Raw genomic sequence first — 16,773 nt, 5'->3', positions numbered from 1 at the left:
CAAGCTTGCGACGACTCGCGGCCAGTGAAATAATTGCCAAGTCTTTATTTGCTCGGGCTTGGCTATGACTTCGATTTATCTGATCAATCCGGCGGGCGATTTTCCAACTTATTTCGGCGGAGAGGTTCTTGCAGCCTCCGGCGCGCCGGGCGGCGTGATGATGGCGGACCTTTCGAGCGCCACCATCGCCGCTCTGGCGCCCGCCGATTTCAACATCTCACTTTGCGACGAATCGATTTCGCCAGTTGATTTCGACCATCCGGCGGATTGGATTCTCATCACCGGCAAGGTGAGCCAACGCGGCCGCATGGTCGCCATCGCCGATGAATTCCGCCGCCGCGGCAAGCCAGTCGTCATCGGCGGCCCCTACGCCAGCTTGAGCCCCGCCCGCTTGCGCGGTCATTGCGACGTCCTGGTCTGCGGCGAGGCGGAGGCGATCGCAGGGGACATTTTTGCCGATCTGCGCGCCGGCAAGCCGAAGGACGGCTATTTTGGCGACAAGCCGTCGCTTGCTCTGTCGCCTTTGCCGCGCTGGGATCTTTACCGCAACGACCGCGCCATGCTCGGCGCGGTGCAGACCTCGCGCGGCTGCCCTTTCGAATGCGAATTCTGCGACGTCATCCAATATCTGGGGCGCAAGCAGCGCCATAAGCCAATCGCCAATGTCATCGCCGAGCTCGACGCGCTCTGGGCGCATGGCTATCGCACGGCGTTTTTGGCCGACGACAATTTCACCGCCTATCGGTCCCATTGCAAGGAGCTGCTCGCGGCCATCGCTGATTGGCGGCGCGACCGGCCGATGGAGTTCGTCACGCAAATCTCGATCGACGCCACACGAGACGACGAGCTGATCGACATGTGCGTCGCCGCCGGCCTGACCCAGGTTTTCATCGGCATCGAGACCCCGAATGTCGAGAGCCTGCGCGAGACCGGCAAGCGCCAAAATCTCAAGATCAGCCTCGTCGATGAAGTACAGAAGCTCGTCGACCGCGGGATTTCCGTGATGGGCGGCATGATCGTCGGCTTCGATCACGACGGGCCGAACGTCTTTGCGCAGCAATATGATTTCGCCATGGCGACGCCGATCCCGGTTTTCAGCCTGGGCGCGCTGATGGCGTCGGAGGCCACGCCGCTCTATGACCGCATCGCCAGAGAGGGGCGGCTTCTCACTGGCGGCGTCGAGACCCAGGCCGTGCCCTGGAGCTCCAACATCCAGTGTCGCACGATGAGCATGGAGGAGCTGCATTTCGGCATGCAGAATCTCTGCAACGCCCTTTACGCGCCCGCCGCCTTCCAGGAACGCATGCTGCGCCTCATCGAGACATTCGGGCGCCATCGCAACGGCTCGGCGCCGAGGCCGATGGACGCGAACGCGCTACGCGCTATCGAGAAGCAGGCGATGCAGGCGGCGATGCAGCGCATCGTCAAATATGGGCAGGCGGAAGGGCGCATGTGGAATAAAGTCTGGGGCGCCGCGGTTCGCAAGCCCGAGACAATGACCATCGTGGCGCGCATTCTGTTCCAATATGCGCAGGCGCGGCACATGTTCGACAGGGGCGATTATTGGGAGCCGCAGCTCTCGATGGCGCCGGCGCCACTGCCCGCCGTGCGGGAGGCGGCGGCGGTTTAAGCCGGCTTGCGGTTGATCAGCCACAGACCCGCAACGAAAATGCCCTTCGAGATGGGCAGGAAGATGAGCGCCGAGACGATCGTCACAATGGCGAGAATTCCCGCCTCCTGCCAATAGGGCATGAGCTCCCCGCGCTCCAGGAAGATGAGCAGCGGCACCACAATATGGGCGACGATGCCGATGGTGAACCAGGCCGGCCCGTCGTCGGCGTCGAGGCCCTCGAAGCTCTCGTGGCAATGCGGGCAGCTATCTTCGCGCGTCAGATAGCCTTTGAAGATATGGCCCTCGCCGCAGCTCGGGCATTTCATCCGCGCGCCTCGCAAAAGGATTTTTGTCGTCGTCGCCGCGTCGCTCATGCGGTCTCCTCGATTTTCGGGCTTTAAGCCTTTCTTCACGAGCGCGCCGCGCGAATCAAGGATTATGATTCGTGCCTGCTTTGTGCGCCTCCCGTGCCGGAAGTCCCCGATTGGCGCGGCGCCGGGGACGCGGCGGTTCATCGCTTGGTAAGGACGGTCGCTGGGGGCGCGAGGCTCGATGCGAGCCGCTCCCTGGACCGCGAGCCTTCAGGCTCGCATATCTAAGCGAGCCTGAAGGCTCGCGGTCCAGGGGCTAACGGACAAAAGCCGGGACGGGAGGACTCCCTCCTCCTTCGAGGCGCCGCCTGCGGCGGCTCCTCAGGAAGAGGAAGTCCTCGATCTTTCTTAGAACTTGAACTTGACGCCGCCGATGAAAGCGCGCGGCTGGCCGGCGATCACGGATGCGCCCGTATTCGTCGACAGCAGGGCCGCGTCCTGCTGTATGCCTGTCCTGCCGATCAGCCCATCGGTCATCACGGCGGCGCCGGCGACATAAGTGCGGTCGGTGACATTCTTGACGTCGAAGAAGATGTCGAAGCGCTTCAGCCAGCTTTGGGCGATATCTCTCGAATAATGCAGATTGAGGTTGAAGAGGCCGTAGCCGGGCGCCCAGGCCAGATTCGCATTATCGAGCGCATAGTCGCTCTTGTAGATATATTCGACATAACCGCCGAGGCCGGCGAACTGGCCGTAGGGAATGTCATAGCCGGCGCGCGCCGTAAGCGAGTGCGGCGCGACGTTGGGAATGGCTTTCCCGCTGCGGTTGTAATAGACCGTGGCCGACAGCGGATCCATGAAGTTTGTGAATTGCTGGTTGTTGTAAGTATAGGCCAGAAGGAATTGCGCTCCGTCGATTGGCCGCCAATCGGCGCTGACCTCCACTCCGCGGTGCACCGATTGCGGAATATTGAGCCAATAGAAAACCAGCGAGGGCGCTGTTAGCTGCATGATCTCGTTGCGAAACCACTCGTGGAACGCGGTGACGCCGACGGTCAGGTCGCGGGTCGGCGTCCAGTCGACGCCGAGATCGACGCCCATGTTGGTCTGCGCTTTCATCGTGCCGTTGTTGCCGACGCCATTTACCGTCGCTGTCAAATAGCTGAAATTCGGCGTGCCATAACCAGCCGCATATCGCGCGCGGAGCTGCCACTCGGGGTTGTAGCGCCAGGTCAAGGAGGCCTCCGGCGCCGTATTCCAATAGTCGTTGTCGATCCCGACCTGAGTCGGAGTCTGCACGGCGCCCCTCGCGGAGTAATTATAGACGGTGTTGACGCCCCAGACACGGTTCCAGTTGGAGCTGAAGCCGATCACCGCCGTCAGATCGGGACGCAAAGCGATCTCTTCGCGCGCCCGCAAGCTGATGTTGGAATGGTAGGAGTCCATTTTGCTCGTCGGACCTCCGGGCATTCCGTAGCTCCAGACGTTGGGAACCCAGGCGTAGGTCGGATTGGTGAGCTTCAGATTGTCATAGAAGAAGCCGAGATAGCTCGTCGTCGGAAAGCCGAACAAAGAGGCGCGGCGGGTGATGTCGGTGCTCGCCGAAATGCCGACAGTGGGGCCGTTCATATAAACCGGCCCGCCAGTGCCGCCGATAATTTTGACCGGCATCCAGGTGGCGGATCTGTTCTCGAGATAATCATAGGTGAATTGGCTGCGCCATGTCGTGGCGTCGTCGAAATCATGCTCCCAGCGCAGCCCGGCGATCTCGCGCTGAATATTGTGATGGTAGCCCAGTTGACTGGAGCTTTGTCTGATCGTCGCGCCGTAAATGCCGTTGGCGTAGGTGTTCAAATTATTGCAGAAGGGCACGTTCCCGGCCGTCGGGATCGCGCAGCCATAGTTCTTTACGTATGGATTGTAGTAATACTGGTTGAGAGACTGTCGAACCTGCATCTGGGAAAAAGTGTTATTATAGATCAGTTTCAGAATGAGGCGATCGGTGGGCGTCGGCGTCAGTTTGAGGAGGACGGTGGCGTTTTGGCGGTCGCCCGCCGTATGCGCGATATAACCATCGTTGCGCGTGTCCGAGGCGAAGACCGAGAGGTCCGCCTCGCCGAACGCCGGACCGGAAACCTTCTTCCCGCCGCGAAGGTAATTATTGAAATAGCCGAAGCTGCCGAATTCCGAACCGTATTCCACCCCGTCGATTTCAGCGCCCGAAAAGGAGCGGAAATTGACCGCGCCGCCATAGGCGTAGTTGCCGAAGAGCGCCGAGGAGGGCCCGCGATAGACGTCGACCCCGCTGAAGGAATGCGGATCGAGCATGTCGGTGCGGCCAAAGCCGTCGGCCGTCATGATCGGGAAGCCGTCCTCATACATTTGTATGTTTCGGGTATGTTGGTTCAAGCGGTTTCCCGAACCGCGAATATTGATGACGAAATCATAGGTCGGCGCGCCCGTTTCCTGGAATGTCACGCCGGGGCTGTAGCGCAGGAATTCCTGCACCGTGCTCATGGGCGTCGTTTCCAGGAAGTTGTGCTTGAGCGACGTGAAGGTCTGACCCGGCGGATCGCGATAGATCGGCAATTTGGCGCGCGAGGGCTCGAAGCCAGGGGCGGTGATCGGCGCGCCATCCGGAGCCTGCGCGGAACTGGCGTGCGGCGCCGATTGTCGAGGCGCGGGGCCGCCCACTTCGCGTTGGCGGTTCCCGACGTCGATGCGGGGCAAGTTCTGCTGAGCCGATACGCTCGACGAGCCCAGAACGAGGATGAGAGCGCCGACGGAGACGCCGCGCATCATAGGGATTTTGCTAATCACGGATCAAATTCCTTCAGGTTAGGTCAGGTCTCGAGGCGCGCTGAAATGCTCGTGTGACGATCGCCGCCAGCGCACATATGCGCTGCGCCTTCGTCTGCGACGTGGAGGGGACGGGATAGGAAGGCCGCGCTTATATACGCGGGCGTTTCGCGCGAAATATCAGGAGAAGTAAGCCGGGGGCCCGCGCGTCAGCGTCATTCGCGATCGAAGCGACGGTCGCGAGGCAGAGTCCTGCGTAGTTATCGGGAGCGCCGACTCGTCGTCGCCCGGAGAGAGCACAACGGCGACAACCGCGAATAAAGCGACCGCGGCGCTCCAGTGATCGCGGCTGCTGGTGGAGCAAAGGACGCATTCGTGCTGATGGTCGGAATGCGTTCGATCGCCGCTGTCTGTGTCGTTCGCGCAAATCACTTGCGTCGCGGCCAGCGAAACGCCCGGCGCATCGCTCTGGACGTGGCTTGCGCCGAAAGGCGACAAGAGAAAGGCGATCACTTGCAGCATGGCCAGACAAATGATCGCTTGCGCGCGATACGCGCGCAGGCAGTCCGTCATCTGGTCGTAAAAATGCCGCATAATTTACTGTCTACGGCCCGCCGTCAGACTGTCAATTCGCTAAACGAAAGCGTAACCAAATAAGCCGCCGCCGTTGCGCGTCTGCAACATTCTGATGCACGAGCGCGGAGCCTGGGCTATCTGGATTGTAGCCGTTTCAGCAGCAGCGCTATCATAAGAGGAACGCCGCCTTCCGCGGCGCAGGAGGAGCGCGCCATGTCATCTCCCTTCGGCAAGCGCCTGATTGTTACGAGCATTTTGGCGATCCTCGTCATCCCGGTCTTCTTCCTGTCCGCGAGGGTGTTTTCGGCCTGGCAGGCAGGCTACGGCTGGGCGGAGATGGATTGGGACGGCAAGGGGCGCACGACGCCTCTCGATTTTCTCAAGGCGGCGGAGATCGGCAAGCGGCCGGTTCTGGTCAACGACCGTTCCTGCGTCGAATATTTCCTCTATCGCGACGGCGTGACCGTGAAGACACGTTGCCCGTGAGGCTGATCTAGGGCTTTTTCCGGCGCCGAACCGAATCGCGCATCAGCGTCAGGCACTCTTGCGTCGAGGCCATGTCGAGCGCCGTCAGCCCGAGACCCGTCTCGAACGCCGGATCGGCGCCCGCCGCCAGGAGCTGCGCCACGGCCCTGGCTCGGCCCGACGAGGCGGAGAACATCAGCGGGGTCGCGCCCGTGCAGTTGACGTGCTGAATGTCGGCTCCGGCTTCGATGAGAAGCCTGATGTTTTCCGCATTCTCGCCGACGCAGGCAAGCCACAGGGCCTGGTTGCCGTCAGCGTTCTCGGCGTGGATGTCGGCGCCGGCGGCAAGCAGCTCGCGCGCCAGGGCTGGGGGCGCGAGCCGGACCGCGAGCATCAGCGGCGTCGCTTTGTCCTTGTTGAAGACATTGACGGCGTCGCGAGGGAATCCCTGTTCCGCAAGGAATGTTTGCAGCGCGTCGCTGAGATCGAGGGTGGCGCTCATCCGTTCGGCTCACGAAAATAGGGACCGAACGGCGTATGCGAAGTTGAGGCCAACGGCGCCATCCCCGACGCGCGCGCCGATTGGACACACGGGGACTCACCGCCGTCATTGCGAGGAGGCGGCGCCGACGAAGCAATCCAGGGCCTGGATTGCTTCGCTTCGCTCGCAATGACGGGCTCTGAGTAAAGCCAGCGCTCTTGCGGCTCTGGATTCCCGGTCGGGCTTTCAGCCCGCCGGGAATGACAGTGCCCCAATGCGAGCTGTTCAAACGGAAATAGTAGGAACGCTTACTTCACGCCGAGCAGTTCGACGTCGAAAATCAGCCAGGAATTGGCCGGAATGGCGTTGCCCATGGCGCGCGCGCCATAGCCGAGCTCCGGCGGGATGATCAGCGTGCGCTTGCCGCCGACCTTCATGGTCTCGACGCCCTCGTCCCAGCCCTTGATGACCTGGCCCATGCCGAGCGGAAAATCGAAGGGCTCTCCCCGATCGCGCGAGCTGTCGAATTTCTTGCCCTTGGCGCCGTTCACATAGAGCCAGCCGGTGTAGTGAACGGTGACGTTCTGGCCGATCTTCGGCGAGGCGCCGGTTCCCGGCTTCGTGTCGATATATTTCAGCCCGCTCGCCGTGAGCGTGGTCTCTGGCTCGGCGCGGACAGTGGCCGGCGCGACGGCGAGGCCCGCCGCGGCGGCAAGGATCGCGACCGCAAAAGTCTTCGAGAAAAAGCGCATTTTTTCCTCCGGGATGTTTGTAGCGGCTTTACGCCATGATGCCGTTGTCGCGCGCGAGCTGCAGCAGGTTCTTCTGGGGGCGCGCGCCGACATGCGAGATAATCTCGGCGGCGGCCATCGCGCCGAGCGCGGCGCTGCGCTCATGCGGCAGGTCCCTGGCGTAGCCGGCGAGGAAGCCCGCGGCGAAGAGGTCGCCGGCGCCGGTCGTGTCGACGACTTCCTCGACCGAAAAGGCGGGCGCGGCGATCACCTTGCCCTCGCTCGTGACGACGCAGCCCTTTTCCGAGCGGGTGACGACGCCGAGCAGGCCCTTTTCGGCGCGTAGCGCCGCGAGGGCCGCGTCGAAATCCGCCGTTTCGTAAAGCGCGTGCAGTTCGCTTTCATTGGCGAAGAGAATATCAACGACGCGGTCGCGAATCAGCGAGAGGAATTCGGCGCGATAGCGATCGACGCAGAAGGAATCGGAGAGGCTCAGCGCCACCGTGCGGCCATGGGCGCGGGAGACTTTCGCGGCGCGCAGAAAGGCCTGCTTCGCGCCCGGCGGGTCCCAAAGATAGCCTTCCATATAGAGGATTTTCGCGCCCGCGACTGCGGTTTCGTCGATATCCTCCGGCTGCAGCGCCTGGCAGGCCCCCAGAAAGGTATTCATCGTGCGCTGGCCGTCGGGCGTCACGAAGATCAGGCAGCGCGCCGTGGCGGCGCCGTCGGTCGCGTGCGGCGTGTCGAAGACGACGCCGGCCTTGCGAATGTCATGGGTGAATTCACGGCCCGCAGCGTCATCCTTCACCTTGCCGACGAAGCCGGACTTGGCGCCGAGACTGGCGAGGCCCGCCATGGTGTTGGCGGCCGAGCCGCCCGAGATGACCGTCGTCGGCCCCATCAGCTCGTAGAGCGCGTCGGCGCGCTGTTCATCGACAAGCGCCATGGAGCCCTTGATCAGCCCGGCGCCGACCAGCACGTCGTCATCTGCGCGGGAAAGAGTGTCGACGATGGCGTTGCCAATGCCGAGAACATCGAGAGTGGTCATAGAGCGATCCGGGTATGGGCGCCAAAAGTAAAACCGGCCGACCCTTACGGGCGGCCGGCGCCTGTTTAACATCGTGCGACCGGCGCGCCTAGCTAGTCGATCACATAGCGGAAGCCCATGCGGACTTGCTGGCTGATCAGATTAGTGGAAACCACGTTGTTGTAGCGGTCGACGCCGGTGATTTTGCCCATATTCGCGTAACGGTAGCCGACGTCGATCTTCCAATGGTTGTCGATGTCGTAGGAAAATCCGCCCATGAAGGCATAGGCGAAGCGAACATAGGTGTCCTGGTATTTCGTGTCCCAATTGGCCATGTAAGTGGCGTTGGTGCGGGGGTCTGTGTAGGTCACGCCCGCATAAGGGACGCCATTATACATATACCAGTTGGACGACACTCTCTGGTAAAGCACGTTGAGGCCGACGCCGGCGCCGACGTAAGGCGTGAAACCCCACCAATTGCCCAAGTCGATATAGGCGTTGGCCAGGGTGAGCATCGACTCGGTTCTGTTTCTGACCCAGGGAAAACAGGCCGAGTAGATGGGATTGACCAGCCCGGGATCGCCGAGGGGATTGGGCTGATAGAGCCCGATCGTGCAAGGTAGCCCGATATCGTTGCGCACGCCGCTCTTCTGATAGAGGCTCTCGTAGTCGACCGTCACGTCGGCGCGCAGAAAATCATTGAATTTGTAGCCGCCGCCGAGACCGATGGTCCAATTGTTGGGAAAGCTGTTCGACAAGGTGACGCCGTTGAGCTCGGTCGGCGTGGTGCGAGCGATGCCCAGATCGCCCCGCAAATACCAGTTCGAGCCCCATTCCACAGGGCCTTCCTCGACGAATTGCTGCGGTTGAATGGCTGGAAAGTCCGCGGCCTGCGTCGCTGGCGCGATAAGCGCGCCCAGCAGCGCGGTGGCGATCGTCGCGCGGGCGCGCAAAAACGGGCGAACCATTGCTATCTTCCTTGGTCGAGACCGAACGGGCGCGACGGCCACGCTCGGGAATGAAGGAAGAATGATCGATCATGCTTAATGGCGGCTTAATCCGCCAGCATGGTTTCCGTCTTCTTTATAAACAAAAAAGGCGTCCGCGACTGAGCGCGGGCGCCTGAGGCTCTCTTCGGTCGGTCGTTCTTTAGAATTTCACGGACGACAGAACGATCTCGATGATCAGCACATAGACAGAGGCCGTCACAAAGGCCGGGATCGGCCGCAGCGCCACATGCCGGAACAGGAAGGCGTAAATGAAGACGAGCCAGATGATGATCGGGAACAGCAGGAAACGTGTCAGGCGTTCGGTCGGCAGCGGCGGCGGCAGCGCGACGCCGACGATGAAATGCATGACGATATAGGCGCCCGCCCCGACGGCGCCCAGGATCGCCAAGGCGCTCACGGTCTTGATGAATCTGTCCTCCTGCTTGAGGTAGCGGAGCAGGAGCAGCGTCGCGCCGTAAAGCACGGCCGCGGTGGAGAGGCCGTAGAAAATGCTCACCGGCAGCGAATGGGAGAAATATTGCGCGCCGATCTGTAGCACGACATAGGCGGCGAGCGCGCCCTTCATCAGTTGCTCCGAGTCAGGGAGCGAGAGCTGCGACGCCTCTAGATTGAGCATTTTGAGGACCGTCCTCGGCGTCGGATCGTTGATGAACGGAATGTTTAACGCCATGAGCGTTGGTCCCCTTGGTCGGCGGCGCCGAGCGGCGCGAAAAAGCCGCGCTTTGTCGTTGCGCGCGGCCCATTGTCGCCTCTCTAACATGCTTTTGCGCCTACCGAAACCAAGGGCGCGGTCAGGGCAGGCGCGTCAGCCAATCCTCGCGCGCGACGACCGCGACGATGCGCCGCGCTGCATCCGCCCAGGAGACGTTGAGCGTCCTGGCCGGATCGGCGGGGAGCCGGCCCGCCAGGAAGGCGCGCATCGCCTCGGCAATCGCATCAGGGTCGTTGACGCGGAAATAGATCGCGCCGTCGCCTCCGACCTCCCGGAATACGGGGATGTCGCTGCAGATGGCGGGGCGGCCGTGCTGGGCCGCTTCGACGATCGGCAATCCGAACCCTTCGGCATAGGAGGGCAGGAGCAGCGCCCGGGCGTGGCGGTAAAGGTAGGAGAGCTCGCCGTCATCGACGTCGCTGAACCAGAAGAGACGTCGGCCGAACTCCGGATGGTTTTCCATCCCGGCGGCGATCGCCTCCTCAAACCAGCCGCGCCGGCCGACGACAATCAATCGCAGATCGACGCCCGAGCGCCACAGGGCGTCGAAAGCCTGCAGCGCGATCCGGTGCCCCTTGCGCGGCTCGATCGTGCCGACCATCAGGAAAGCGGGCGCGTCTCCAGAGATGGCGGCGGCGATCTTCTCCCGCGGCGTGGCCGTCGGCGGCGCAGCGAGATCGGCGCCGCATTGGAACCAGCCGATCTTCAGGCCCGGCCGATGGGGTAGGCCCTCTGCAGCGATATAGTCCGCGAGTTCCTCGGCGACCGTGCGGGAGATGGCGAGAAAGGCGTCGCTTTCGAGAAGCGCCTTGCGCAGCCAGGCGCGATAGCGCGGCACCGTCACCTCGTGACAGGCGTGTGGGTAAAGCTCGGGGATGAGGTCGAAAATGCAGGTGACGATCTCGCCGCCGTTCGCGCGGATGCGCTCGAAAATGGACCGCGCGCCTTCAGGCGCGCCTGTGGTCCGGGTGAGCTCCTCGAAAGCGTTCCAACTGTCCGAGAGCATCAGGAAGCGATCGCCGGGCGCGATGGCGACTTCGACGTCGTCGCCCGTCTCCGCGCCGCCGAGGGCGGCCGTAAAGGCGTTGGCCGTATAGAGCTTGCCGTTCTCGCAGCGCACGGCGAAAGCCGGGATGTCGAAGCTCGCGCTGGAATGGCAGGCGCGCGCGACTTCCTTGACCACGCGCTGTATGCCCGTGCCTGCGTCACGCTTGACCGTGCCGGTCACGTCGATGAGGAGCCGCCGGGCCGGCAAGGTCGGCGTCGAGGCCGTTATGGGAAGCGACGTCTCGGCCTGCGCAGGCGCTTTCTCGGCCTGTGGCCGGAAATAGGCGGCGATCGCCGCGCCGGCGTCGGCGAGCCGTTGCTCGACCGGCCGCAAAAAGCGATAGACGTGGCCGGAGACCGAATAGGTCAGCCGATAGCGTTCATGAGTAAGGTGCAGAAGCTCTGCGCGGAGATAATCGAGCTGAAATTCGAGGAGGCGGATGCGCTCTTTGTCCTTTGAGGACTCCTCGCTCATGCCTCGACGCCTGCGTATTTCGCGCGCCATTCTTCCAGCAGCACGCGCAGCATGTCATTCGCCGTGTAGCGCGGGGCCCAGCCCGTCGCGGCGCGCAGCTTGGAGGCGTCGCAGGCGATCGCGGCGATATCCGTCGAGGAGGGGCGCAGCAAGTGCGGGTCGACCTCGACGTCGAATGGGCGTCGCGCCATGGCGCGCAATTCATCCAGAAGAGATGCGATCGTGCGCGCCTCGCCCGAGCCGATATTGAAGGTCGAGACGCGCTCGGGGAGGTCGTGGGCGCGGGCGATCAGACGCATATAGGCGTCGACCACGTCGCGTACGTCGAGGAAGTCCCGCTCCTTCGAGAGATCGCCGACCCTGATGTGCGGCTCCGACTTGCCCGCCTCGATCGACGCGATCTGTGACGCGAAAGAGGACAGGACGAAGTTGTGATTCCTCTGGCCGGGGCCGGAATGATTGACCGGGCGCACGACGATGAGCCGTCCTTCCTGACCGAGAATATCTGCGAGCGCGCCTTCGGCCGCCGCCTTGGAGCGGCTGTAAATATCTAGCGGCCGCAGTGGTGCGTCTTCATTGAGCATCCCGTCGCGGAAGCTCGCGCCGTAAATCGCCGCCGAGGATGAGAAGAGCGTAACGGCCCGCGGCGCATGTTGCGCGATGGCCGCGGCGAGGCTGAATGAGCCGTGGAAATTCACACGCCAGGTGTGCTCGGCCGCCCTCGCGGCGAGACCGATGGACGCCTGCCCCGCGAGATGGACAATGAGATCGGGACGCAGCTCCGCCACGAGCCGGTCGATCGCGGCCTCGTCGAGGAGATCAGCCGTCGTGGACTCGAAGGCGGCGTTCGCGCCCGCCTCGCCCGGGCGCAGAAGCAACATGCGAGCGGCGCCGGGATAGGCTTCCACCAGGGCGTTGGTGAGATGGGCGCCGACGAAACCGGCGCCGCCCGTCACTAAAATCCGCTCATAGGCCGCCGCCATCGCCGCGCTCTTTCGTGTTTGGCTCAAGCTTCGCGCCGCAGGCGCTCCAGATCGGCGTCGACCATTTCGCGAATCATCTGATCGAGGTTGATCTCGGGCTGCCAGCCCAGCGCCTTTCGCGCCTTGCGCGAATCGCCGAGCAGCACGTCGACTTCGGCCGGTCGGTAGAAGGCAGGGTCGATGACCAGATGCCTGCCCATGTCGAGGCCCGCATGGTCGAAGGCGATCTTGCACATGTCGCGCACGGTCGTGGTGACGCCCGTCGCCACGACATAGTCGTCGGGCTTGTCTTGCTGCAGCATCAGCCACATCGCCCGCACATAATCCTTGGCGTGGCCCCAGTCGCGCTTGGCGTCGATGTTGCCGAGCCGCAGCTCGCTCGCCTGCCCGAGCTTGATCTGGGCGACGCCGCGCGTGACCTTGCGGGTGACGAATTCGACGCCGCGCAGCGGGCTCTCGTGGTTGAACAGAATGCCGGAAGAGGCATGCAGGCCGAAGCTCTCGCGATAATTCACCGTGATCCAATGGCCGTAGAGCTTGGCGACGGCGTAAGGCGAGCGCGGATAGAAGGGCGTCTTCTCGCTCTGCATGGGCTCCTGGATGAGCCCGTACATCTCGGAGGAGGAGGCTTGATAAAAGCGGGCGTTCGGCGCGCCGAGGCGCATGGCCTCGAGCACGTTGGTCACGCCGACGGCGGTGACATTGGCGGTGAGCAGCGGCTGGCGCCAGGACGAGGCGACGAAGGACTGCGCCGCGAGATTATAGATTTCGTCGGGCTCGACCTCCTCGACCGTCCGCAGGAGGCTCGAGAGATCGATGAGATCGGCGTCGTGCAGATGCACTTTGCCGCTGATTCCGAGCCAGCGCAGACGGTGGTCCTCGACGCCGCGATGTGAGGAGCGGCGGATAACGCCATGCACCTCGTAACCCTTTTCGAGCAGAAACTGCGAAAGATAGGCCCCGTCCTGCCCCGTAATGCCCGTCACTAGCGCGCGCTTGGTCATCAATCTTCCCTGTCCAATGCTTCGGCTGAAGGGCTTACTGAATCGCGCCCGGCGAGGCAAGTCGCAGCAGAAAGCGCGTTTTCGGGGCCGAGAAAGGAAAAGCCGCCGACGCGGGCCGGCGGCGAAGTTTCGGGAGCCCTGACGGCTAAATCAATCCGCCTTTTTGGCTTCGTCTGTCCCGGGCGCGGGCAGCTTGCCCTCCGGCGTCGCCTGATCGATCGCCACGGGGAGATATTGCGCGAGAAGGTCGCGCGCCTTGTTGATGTCGACGCCGGCGCTCGCCGCCAATTTCTTCACGTTCTCGATGCCGATGGCCTGACCGACCTCGATCGCGTTGATCGCCTCGTTCTTGCCGGTGGAAACCCAGGAATCGACCTGACGCTTGAACCCGCCCTCCTGGAACTGCTTGACCACGGCGTCGAGGCCCCCCTGCTTTTCGACGTAATCCTTTATGAGGCTGAGCGCTTCTGCGCCGATGGCGCCGCCGACAATTGCCTTGAGCCAGCTCATCTGTCTTCTCCATTCAAACGGGCGGCGCTGCGCCGCGCCGGGACGACAGATAGGGATCGAGCTGCGGCGATACAATGACGCGGCGACCTGGGCCGCGTCGCCCGGAGGCGGCTGGTTCGGCCTAAATCAGCGGCTCGCTGGCCTTTTCCCACCAGCGCAAGATACCGTCCCAAATTCCTGCGCGCTCTCCGCATACCAGAACAAAGCGCGATCCTCGGGGGCGATGACCCCTTCCTCGATCAGGAAATCCGGATCGAACACACGCCGCCAATAGGCCTCTCCGACGAGAACGATCGGTAGCGGCTTCAAGACGCGGGTCTGCGACAGGGTGAGGGTCTCGAAGACTTCGTCGAGCGTCCCATAACCGCCCGGGAAGGCGACGAGCGCCCGGGCGCGCAAAACGAAATGCAGCTTGCGCATCGCGAAATAATGGAAGTGGAAGCAAAGCTCCGGCGTGATGTAGGGGTTGGGATATTGCTCGCGCGGCAGGGCGATATTGAGCCCGCCGGTCTCGGCCCCGGCGTCGAATGCGCCGCGATTGGCCGCCTCCATGATTCCCGGCCCGCCGCCCGTGACGATGGCGAGGCGCCGTTCGCCGGGAAGGTTCCCGGCCGCGCCCACGATCCCGCCGAACGCCCGCGCGATGTCGTAAAAACGCGCCTTCTCAGCGATCGCTGGGCGGTCCTGGCGCGACGGGCGGCTTCCGGGGCATCCGGCCGCGCCGTCGCTTCCGCCTCGGCATGCTCGAGCCGTTGTCGCGCCGCCCCGGGCTCAACAATGCGTGTCGAGCCCCAGACCACGATCGTGTCTGTCACCCCATGGCGCTGCAGCAGCAGCTCGGCCTTCAGATAATCGAGCCCGAGTCTTGGGCCGCGCGCATCGCCGGTCGCGAGAAAATCAACGTCGGAGTCGGCCTCTCGATAGGCTGGGCTCGCGAGCAGGGCCGCCAGCCGCTGCGCTGCTTCGGGGTCGTCATCGAGAGGTTTCGGCCGCTCTTCCGGGAGCGGCTCGCGGCGTCGGAAGGGATCGGGCGGGGCGGGCTCTTCGCCGTCGGAGTGGTCGATCCCGCTCATGCCGCGCGCCTTTCTTTATTTCCGTTGCGCTGGGAGGTATAGACGGCTCGGACGCCGCTAGAGGCGAAGAAAGCTGGACGCAAGGGCGAAGGACGATGGCCGGGCATAGTCAGTTCAAGAATATTATGCACAAGAAGGGCAAGCAGGACGCGATCCGCTCCAAGCTCTTCTCCAAGCTCGCCCGCGAAATCACCGTCGCCGCCAAGATGGGGCTCCCCGATCCCAATATGAACGCCCGGCTCCGCGCCGCGGTTCTGGCGGCCAGGGCCGAGAATATGCCCAAGGACAATATCGACCGCGCGATCAAAAAGGCCTCGGGCGCCGATTCGGAGAACTATGACGAGGTGCGCTACGAGGGCTACGCCCCCGGCGGCGTCGCCGTCATCATCGAGGCGCTGACCGACAATCGCAACCGCACGGCGGGCGAGGTGCGCTCCTATTTCACCAAGGCGGGCGGGGCGCTGGCCGAAACTGGCGCCGTGTCCTTCATGTTCGACCGCGTCGGCCTCGTCGAATTCGACAAGAAGGTCGCCTCCGAGGACGCGATGATGGAGGCCGCGATCGAGGCCGGCGCCGACGACGTCTCCTCGACCGACGAAACTCATGAGATCGTCACCACGGTCGAAAGCCTGCGCGACGTCGCCAAGGCGCTGGAGGACAAATTCGGCGAGCCGAAGAAGGCGGCGTTGGTCTGGCGGCCGCAGAACACGATCAAGGTCGACGACGAAGCGGGCGAGAAGATCCTGAAGCTCGTCGGCACGCTCGAAGACAATGACGACGTGCAGAACGTCTACGCCAATTTCGAGATTTCAGACGCGCTGATGGCCAAGCTCGCGGGCTGAGATTGTTGGTCGAATAGCGGTCCAGCGTCGTTGATCCCGATACCTCCCCTTTACGGGGAGGTCGGCGGCCATAGGCCGCCGGGTGGGGCCCATGCAGCGACGACAGGGGTTGGGGGCCTTACCCCACCCGTCGCGCTTCGCGCGCCACCCTCCCCATAAAGGGGAGGGATAAGCTCACGCCCGGCTTTTGCCCGGTTGCCCGGGAGAGAAACGCGCTCCGAAAGCGAGCCCGACACGATGCATGTGAAACGCCGCTACCATCACGGTTCCCTCAAGCAGGCGTTGGTGGATGCGGCGATCGAGATATTGGCCGAGGGCGGGCCTTCCGCCCTCACTTTGACGGAAGCCGCCCGCCGCGCGGGCGTCACCCCCGCCGCTCCTTACCGGCATTTTTCCGGTCGCGGCGCGCTGCTCGCCGAGCTTGCCCGCCAGGGCTTCGAGACCTTCGGCGCGCGGATCGAAGCGGCCTGGGACGAGGGCCGGCCGGACGCCCAATCCGCCATGCGCGCCATGTGCGCGGCCTATCTCAAATTCGCCCGCGAGGAGCCGGGCCTCTACGTCGCCATGTTCGGCCAAGCGGCGACGCTCGCCGATCCCCAGGCGGGCGGCGCGGCCGACCATGCGCTCGAAATCCTGTGGCGCGCCGCCGTGGCCTGGCTGCAGGCGGCCGGCGCGCCGGCGCAGGGCGCGCGCCATGTCGCGCTGCAAATCTGGGCGGCGGCGCATGGCGTCGCCATGCTGACCATCTCCGGCCATTTCGATCCGGCGAAAACGGCCGACCCCGCCACTGTCCTCGAAGGCGCGGTGCAGGGGGTGATGGCGGCGGCTGTCGCGAAGGCCAAGGGGTGATACCGTTTCCGTTTGAACAGCTCGGATTGCCATTTGAATCCAGAGCCACAAGAGCGCTAGTTTTGTCCAGCGCCCGTCATTGCGAGCGAAGCGAAGCAATCCAGGGCAGCGATGCGGCCCTGGATTGCCTCGTCGGCTCCGCCTCCTCGCAATGACGGCGGTGATACCCTGTGTATCCAAACGGCGCGAGCGTCAGCGATGGCGCCGAACCAATCGAGCGGATCTCGTATGAGAACCCTACGACTGCCCAGCCGATCCGGCGCGAT

General features: G+C 63.5%; 18 protein-coding genes. 5 read left to right on the top strand and 13 right to left on the bottom strand.

All coding sequences use genetic code 11. The annotated features are described in order from the left end of the window. Positions 1 to 64 precede the first annotated feature (64 nt). Positions 65 to 1,630 carry a B12-binding domain-containing radical SAM protein gene (locus tag QMG84_RS00595; protein WP_281929712.1) on the top strand — a complete coding sequence of 522 codons (1,566 nt, stop codon included), beginning with the start codon at positions 65 to 67 and terminating at the stop codon, positions 1,628 to 1,630. Here QMG84_RS00595 and QMG84_RS00590 read toward each other — a convergent pair. The 3 genes from QMG84_RS00590 to QMG84_RS00580 form a co-directional block, all read right to left on the bottom strand. Next, positions 1,627 to 1,986 (bottom strand): DUF983 domain-containing protein, encoded by a 360-nt coding sequence (locus tag QMG84_RS00590; protein ID WP_202070984.1) that lies wholly within the window; start codon positions 1,984 to 1,986, stop codon positions 1,627 to 1,629. The two genes, QMG84_RS00595 and QMG84_RS00590, sit on opposite strands and share 4 nt — an antisense overlap. 345 nt (positions 1,987 to 2,331) lie before the next feature. After that, entirely contained in the window at positions 2,332 to 4,743 is a 2,412-nt protein-coding gene (locus tag QMG84_RS00585) for a TonB-dependent receptor family protein (RefSeq protein WP_281929710.1), read from the bottom strand. 159 nt (positions 4,744 to 4,902) lie between these two features. Further along, a complete protein-coding gene (locus tag QMG84_RS00580; protein ID WP_281929708.1) occupies positions 4,903 to 5,316 on the bottom strand; it encodes a hypothetical protein in 414 nt (137 codons plus the stop codon). A 195-nt stretch (positions 5,317 to 5,511) separates the two neighbouring features. Between QMG84_RS00580 and QMG84_RS00575 the strand changes: the two genes are divergently transcribed. After that, the gene (locus tag QMG84_RS00575) at positions 5,512 to 5,784 is read left to right on the top strand and encodes a hypothetical protein (protein ID WP_202070986.1); all 273 of its coding nucleotides are present in this window, start codon (positions 5,512 to 5,514) and stop codon (positions 5,782 to 5,784) included. A 7-nt stretch (positions 5,785 to 5,791) separates the two neighbouring features. Here QMG84_RS00575 and QMG84_RS00570 read toward each other — a convergent pair whose 3' ends face one another. The 10 genes from QMG84_RS00570 to QMG84_RS00525 all read right to left on the bottom strand — a co-directional run bounded on the left by QMG84_RS00570 (position 5,792) and on the right by QMG84_RS00525 (position 14,364). Then, positions 5,792 to 6,265, bottom strand: a complete 474-nt coding sequence (locus QMG84_RS00570) for an ankyrin repeat domain-containing protein (RefSeq protein WP_281929706.1) — start codon at positions 6,263 to 6,265, stop codon at positions 5,792 to 5,794. Positions 6,266 to 6,552: 287 nt separating this feature from the next. After that, positions 6,553 to 6,996, bottom strand: a complete 444-nt coding sequence (locus QMG84_RS00565; RefSeq protein ID WP_281929704.1) for an FKBP-type peptidyl-prolyl cis-trans isomerase — start codon at positions 6,994 to 6,996, stop codon at positions 6,553 to 6,555. Between the two features lie 28 nt (positions 6,997 to 7,024). Beyond that, positions 7,025 to 8,023 (bottom strand): adenosine kinase, encoded by a 999-nt coding sequence (locus QMG84_RS00560; protein WP_281929702.1) that lies wholly within the window; start codon positions 8,021 to 8,023, stop codon positions 7,025 to 7,027. A gap of 92 nt (positions 8,024 to 8,115) precedes the next feature. Next, complete coding sequence (locus tag QMG84_RS00555; RefSeq protein WP_202070990.1) at positions 8,116 to 8,970, bottom strand: outer membrane beta-barrel protein; 855 nt, start codon at positions 8,968 to 8,970, stop codon at positions 8,116 to 8,118. A gap of 181 nt (positions 8,971 to 9,151) precedes the next feature. Beyond that, positions 9,152 to 9,682, bottom strand: coding sequence for a hypothetical protein (locus QMG84_RS00550; protein WP_281929700.1), 531 nt, complete (start codon positions 9,680 to 9,682; stop codon positions 9,152 to 9,154). Between the two features lie 121 nt (positions 9,683 to 9,803). Then, positions 9,804 to 11,246 (bottom strand): glycosyltransferase family 4 protein, encoded by a 1,443-nt coding sequence (locus tag QMG84_RS00545; RefSeq protein ID WP_281929698.1) that lies wholly within the window; start codon positions 11,244 to 11,246, stop codon positions 9,804 to 9,806. Beyond that, positions 11,243 to 12,256, bottom strand: a complete 1,014-nt coding sequence (locus QMG84_RS00540; RefSeq protein WP_281929696.1) for a GDP-mannose 4,6-dehydratase — start codon at positions 12,254 to 12,256, stop codon at positions 11,243 to 11,245. Before QMG84_RS00540 ends, QMG84_RS00545 begins: the two co-directional genes overlap by 4 nt. Next, positions 12,253 to 13,233, bottom strand: a complete 981-nt coding sequence (gene gmd, locus QMG84_RS00535; protein WP_281929695.1) for a GDP-mannose 4,6-dehydratase — start codon at positions 13,231 to 13,233, stop codon at positions 12,253 to 12,255. The genes QMG84_RS00540 and gmd overlap by 4 nt, the downstream gene beginning before the upstream one ends. 150 nt (positions 13,234 to 13,383) lie before the next feature. Then, positions 13,384 to 13,743, bottom strand: coding sequence for a YidB family protein (locus tag QMG84_RS00530; RefSeq protein ID WP_281929693.1), 360 nt, complete (start codon positions 13,741 to 13,743; stop codon positions 13,384 to 13,386). A gap of 126 nt (positions 13,744 to 13,869) precedes the next feature. Then, entirely contained in the window at positions 13,870 to 14,364 is a 495-nt protein-coding gene (locus tag QMG84_RS00525) for an LOG family protein (RefSeq protein ID WP_281929691.1), read from the bottom strand. A gap of 197 nt (positions 14,365 to 14,561) precedes the next feature. On the opposite strand from QMG84_RS00525, the gene QMG84_RS00520 reads away from it, so the two are divergent. The 3 genes from QMG84_RS00520 (at position 14,562) to QMG84_RS00510 (ending at position 16,507) form a co-directional block, all read left to right on the top strand. After that, the gene (locus QMG84_RS00520) at positions 14,562 to 14,858 is read left to right on the top strand and encodes a hypothetical protein (protein WP_281929689.1); all 297 of its coding nucleotides are present in this window, start codon (positions 14,562 to 14,564) and stop codon (positions 14,856 to 14,858) included. 53 nt (positions 14,859 to 14,911) lie between these two features. Then, positions 14,912 to 15,658, top strand: a complete 747-nt coding sequence (locus tag QMG84_RS00515; protein ID WP_281929688.1) for a YebC/PmpR family DNA-binding transcriptional regulator — start codon at positions 14,912 to 14,914, stop codon at positions 15,656 to 15,658. A gap of 237 nt (positions 15,659 to 15,895) precedes the next feature. Next, positions 15,896 to 16,507, top strand: coding sequence for a TetR/AcrR family transcriptional regulator (locus tag QMG84_RS00510; RefSeq protein ID WP_281929687.1), 612 nt, complete (start codon positions 15,896 to 15,898; stop codon positions 16,505 to 16,507). Positions 16,508 to 16,773: the final 266 nt, after the last annotated feature.

The organism is Methylocystis iwaonis, assembly GCF_027925385.1.
Taxonomy (GTDB): Bacteria; Pseudomonadota; Alphaproteobacteria; order Rhizobiales; family Beijerinckiaceae; genus Methylocystis; species Methylocystis iwaonis.
This window is presented reverse-complemented; position numbering and strand designations above follow the sequence as displayed.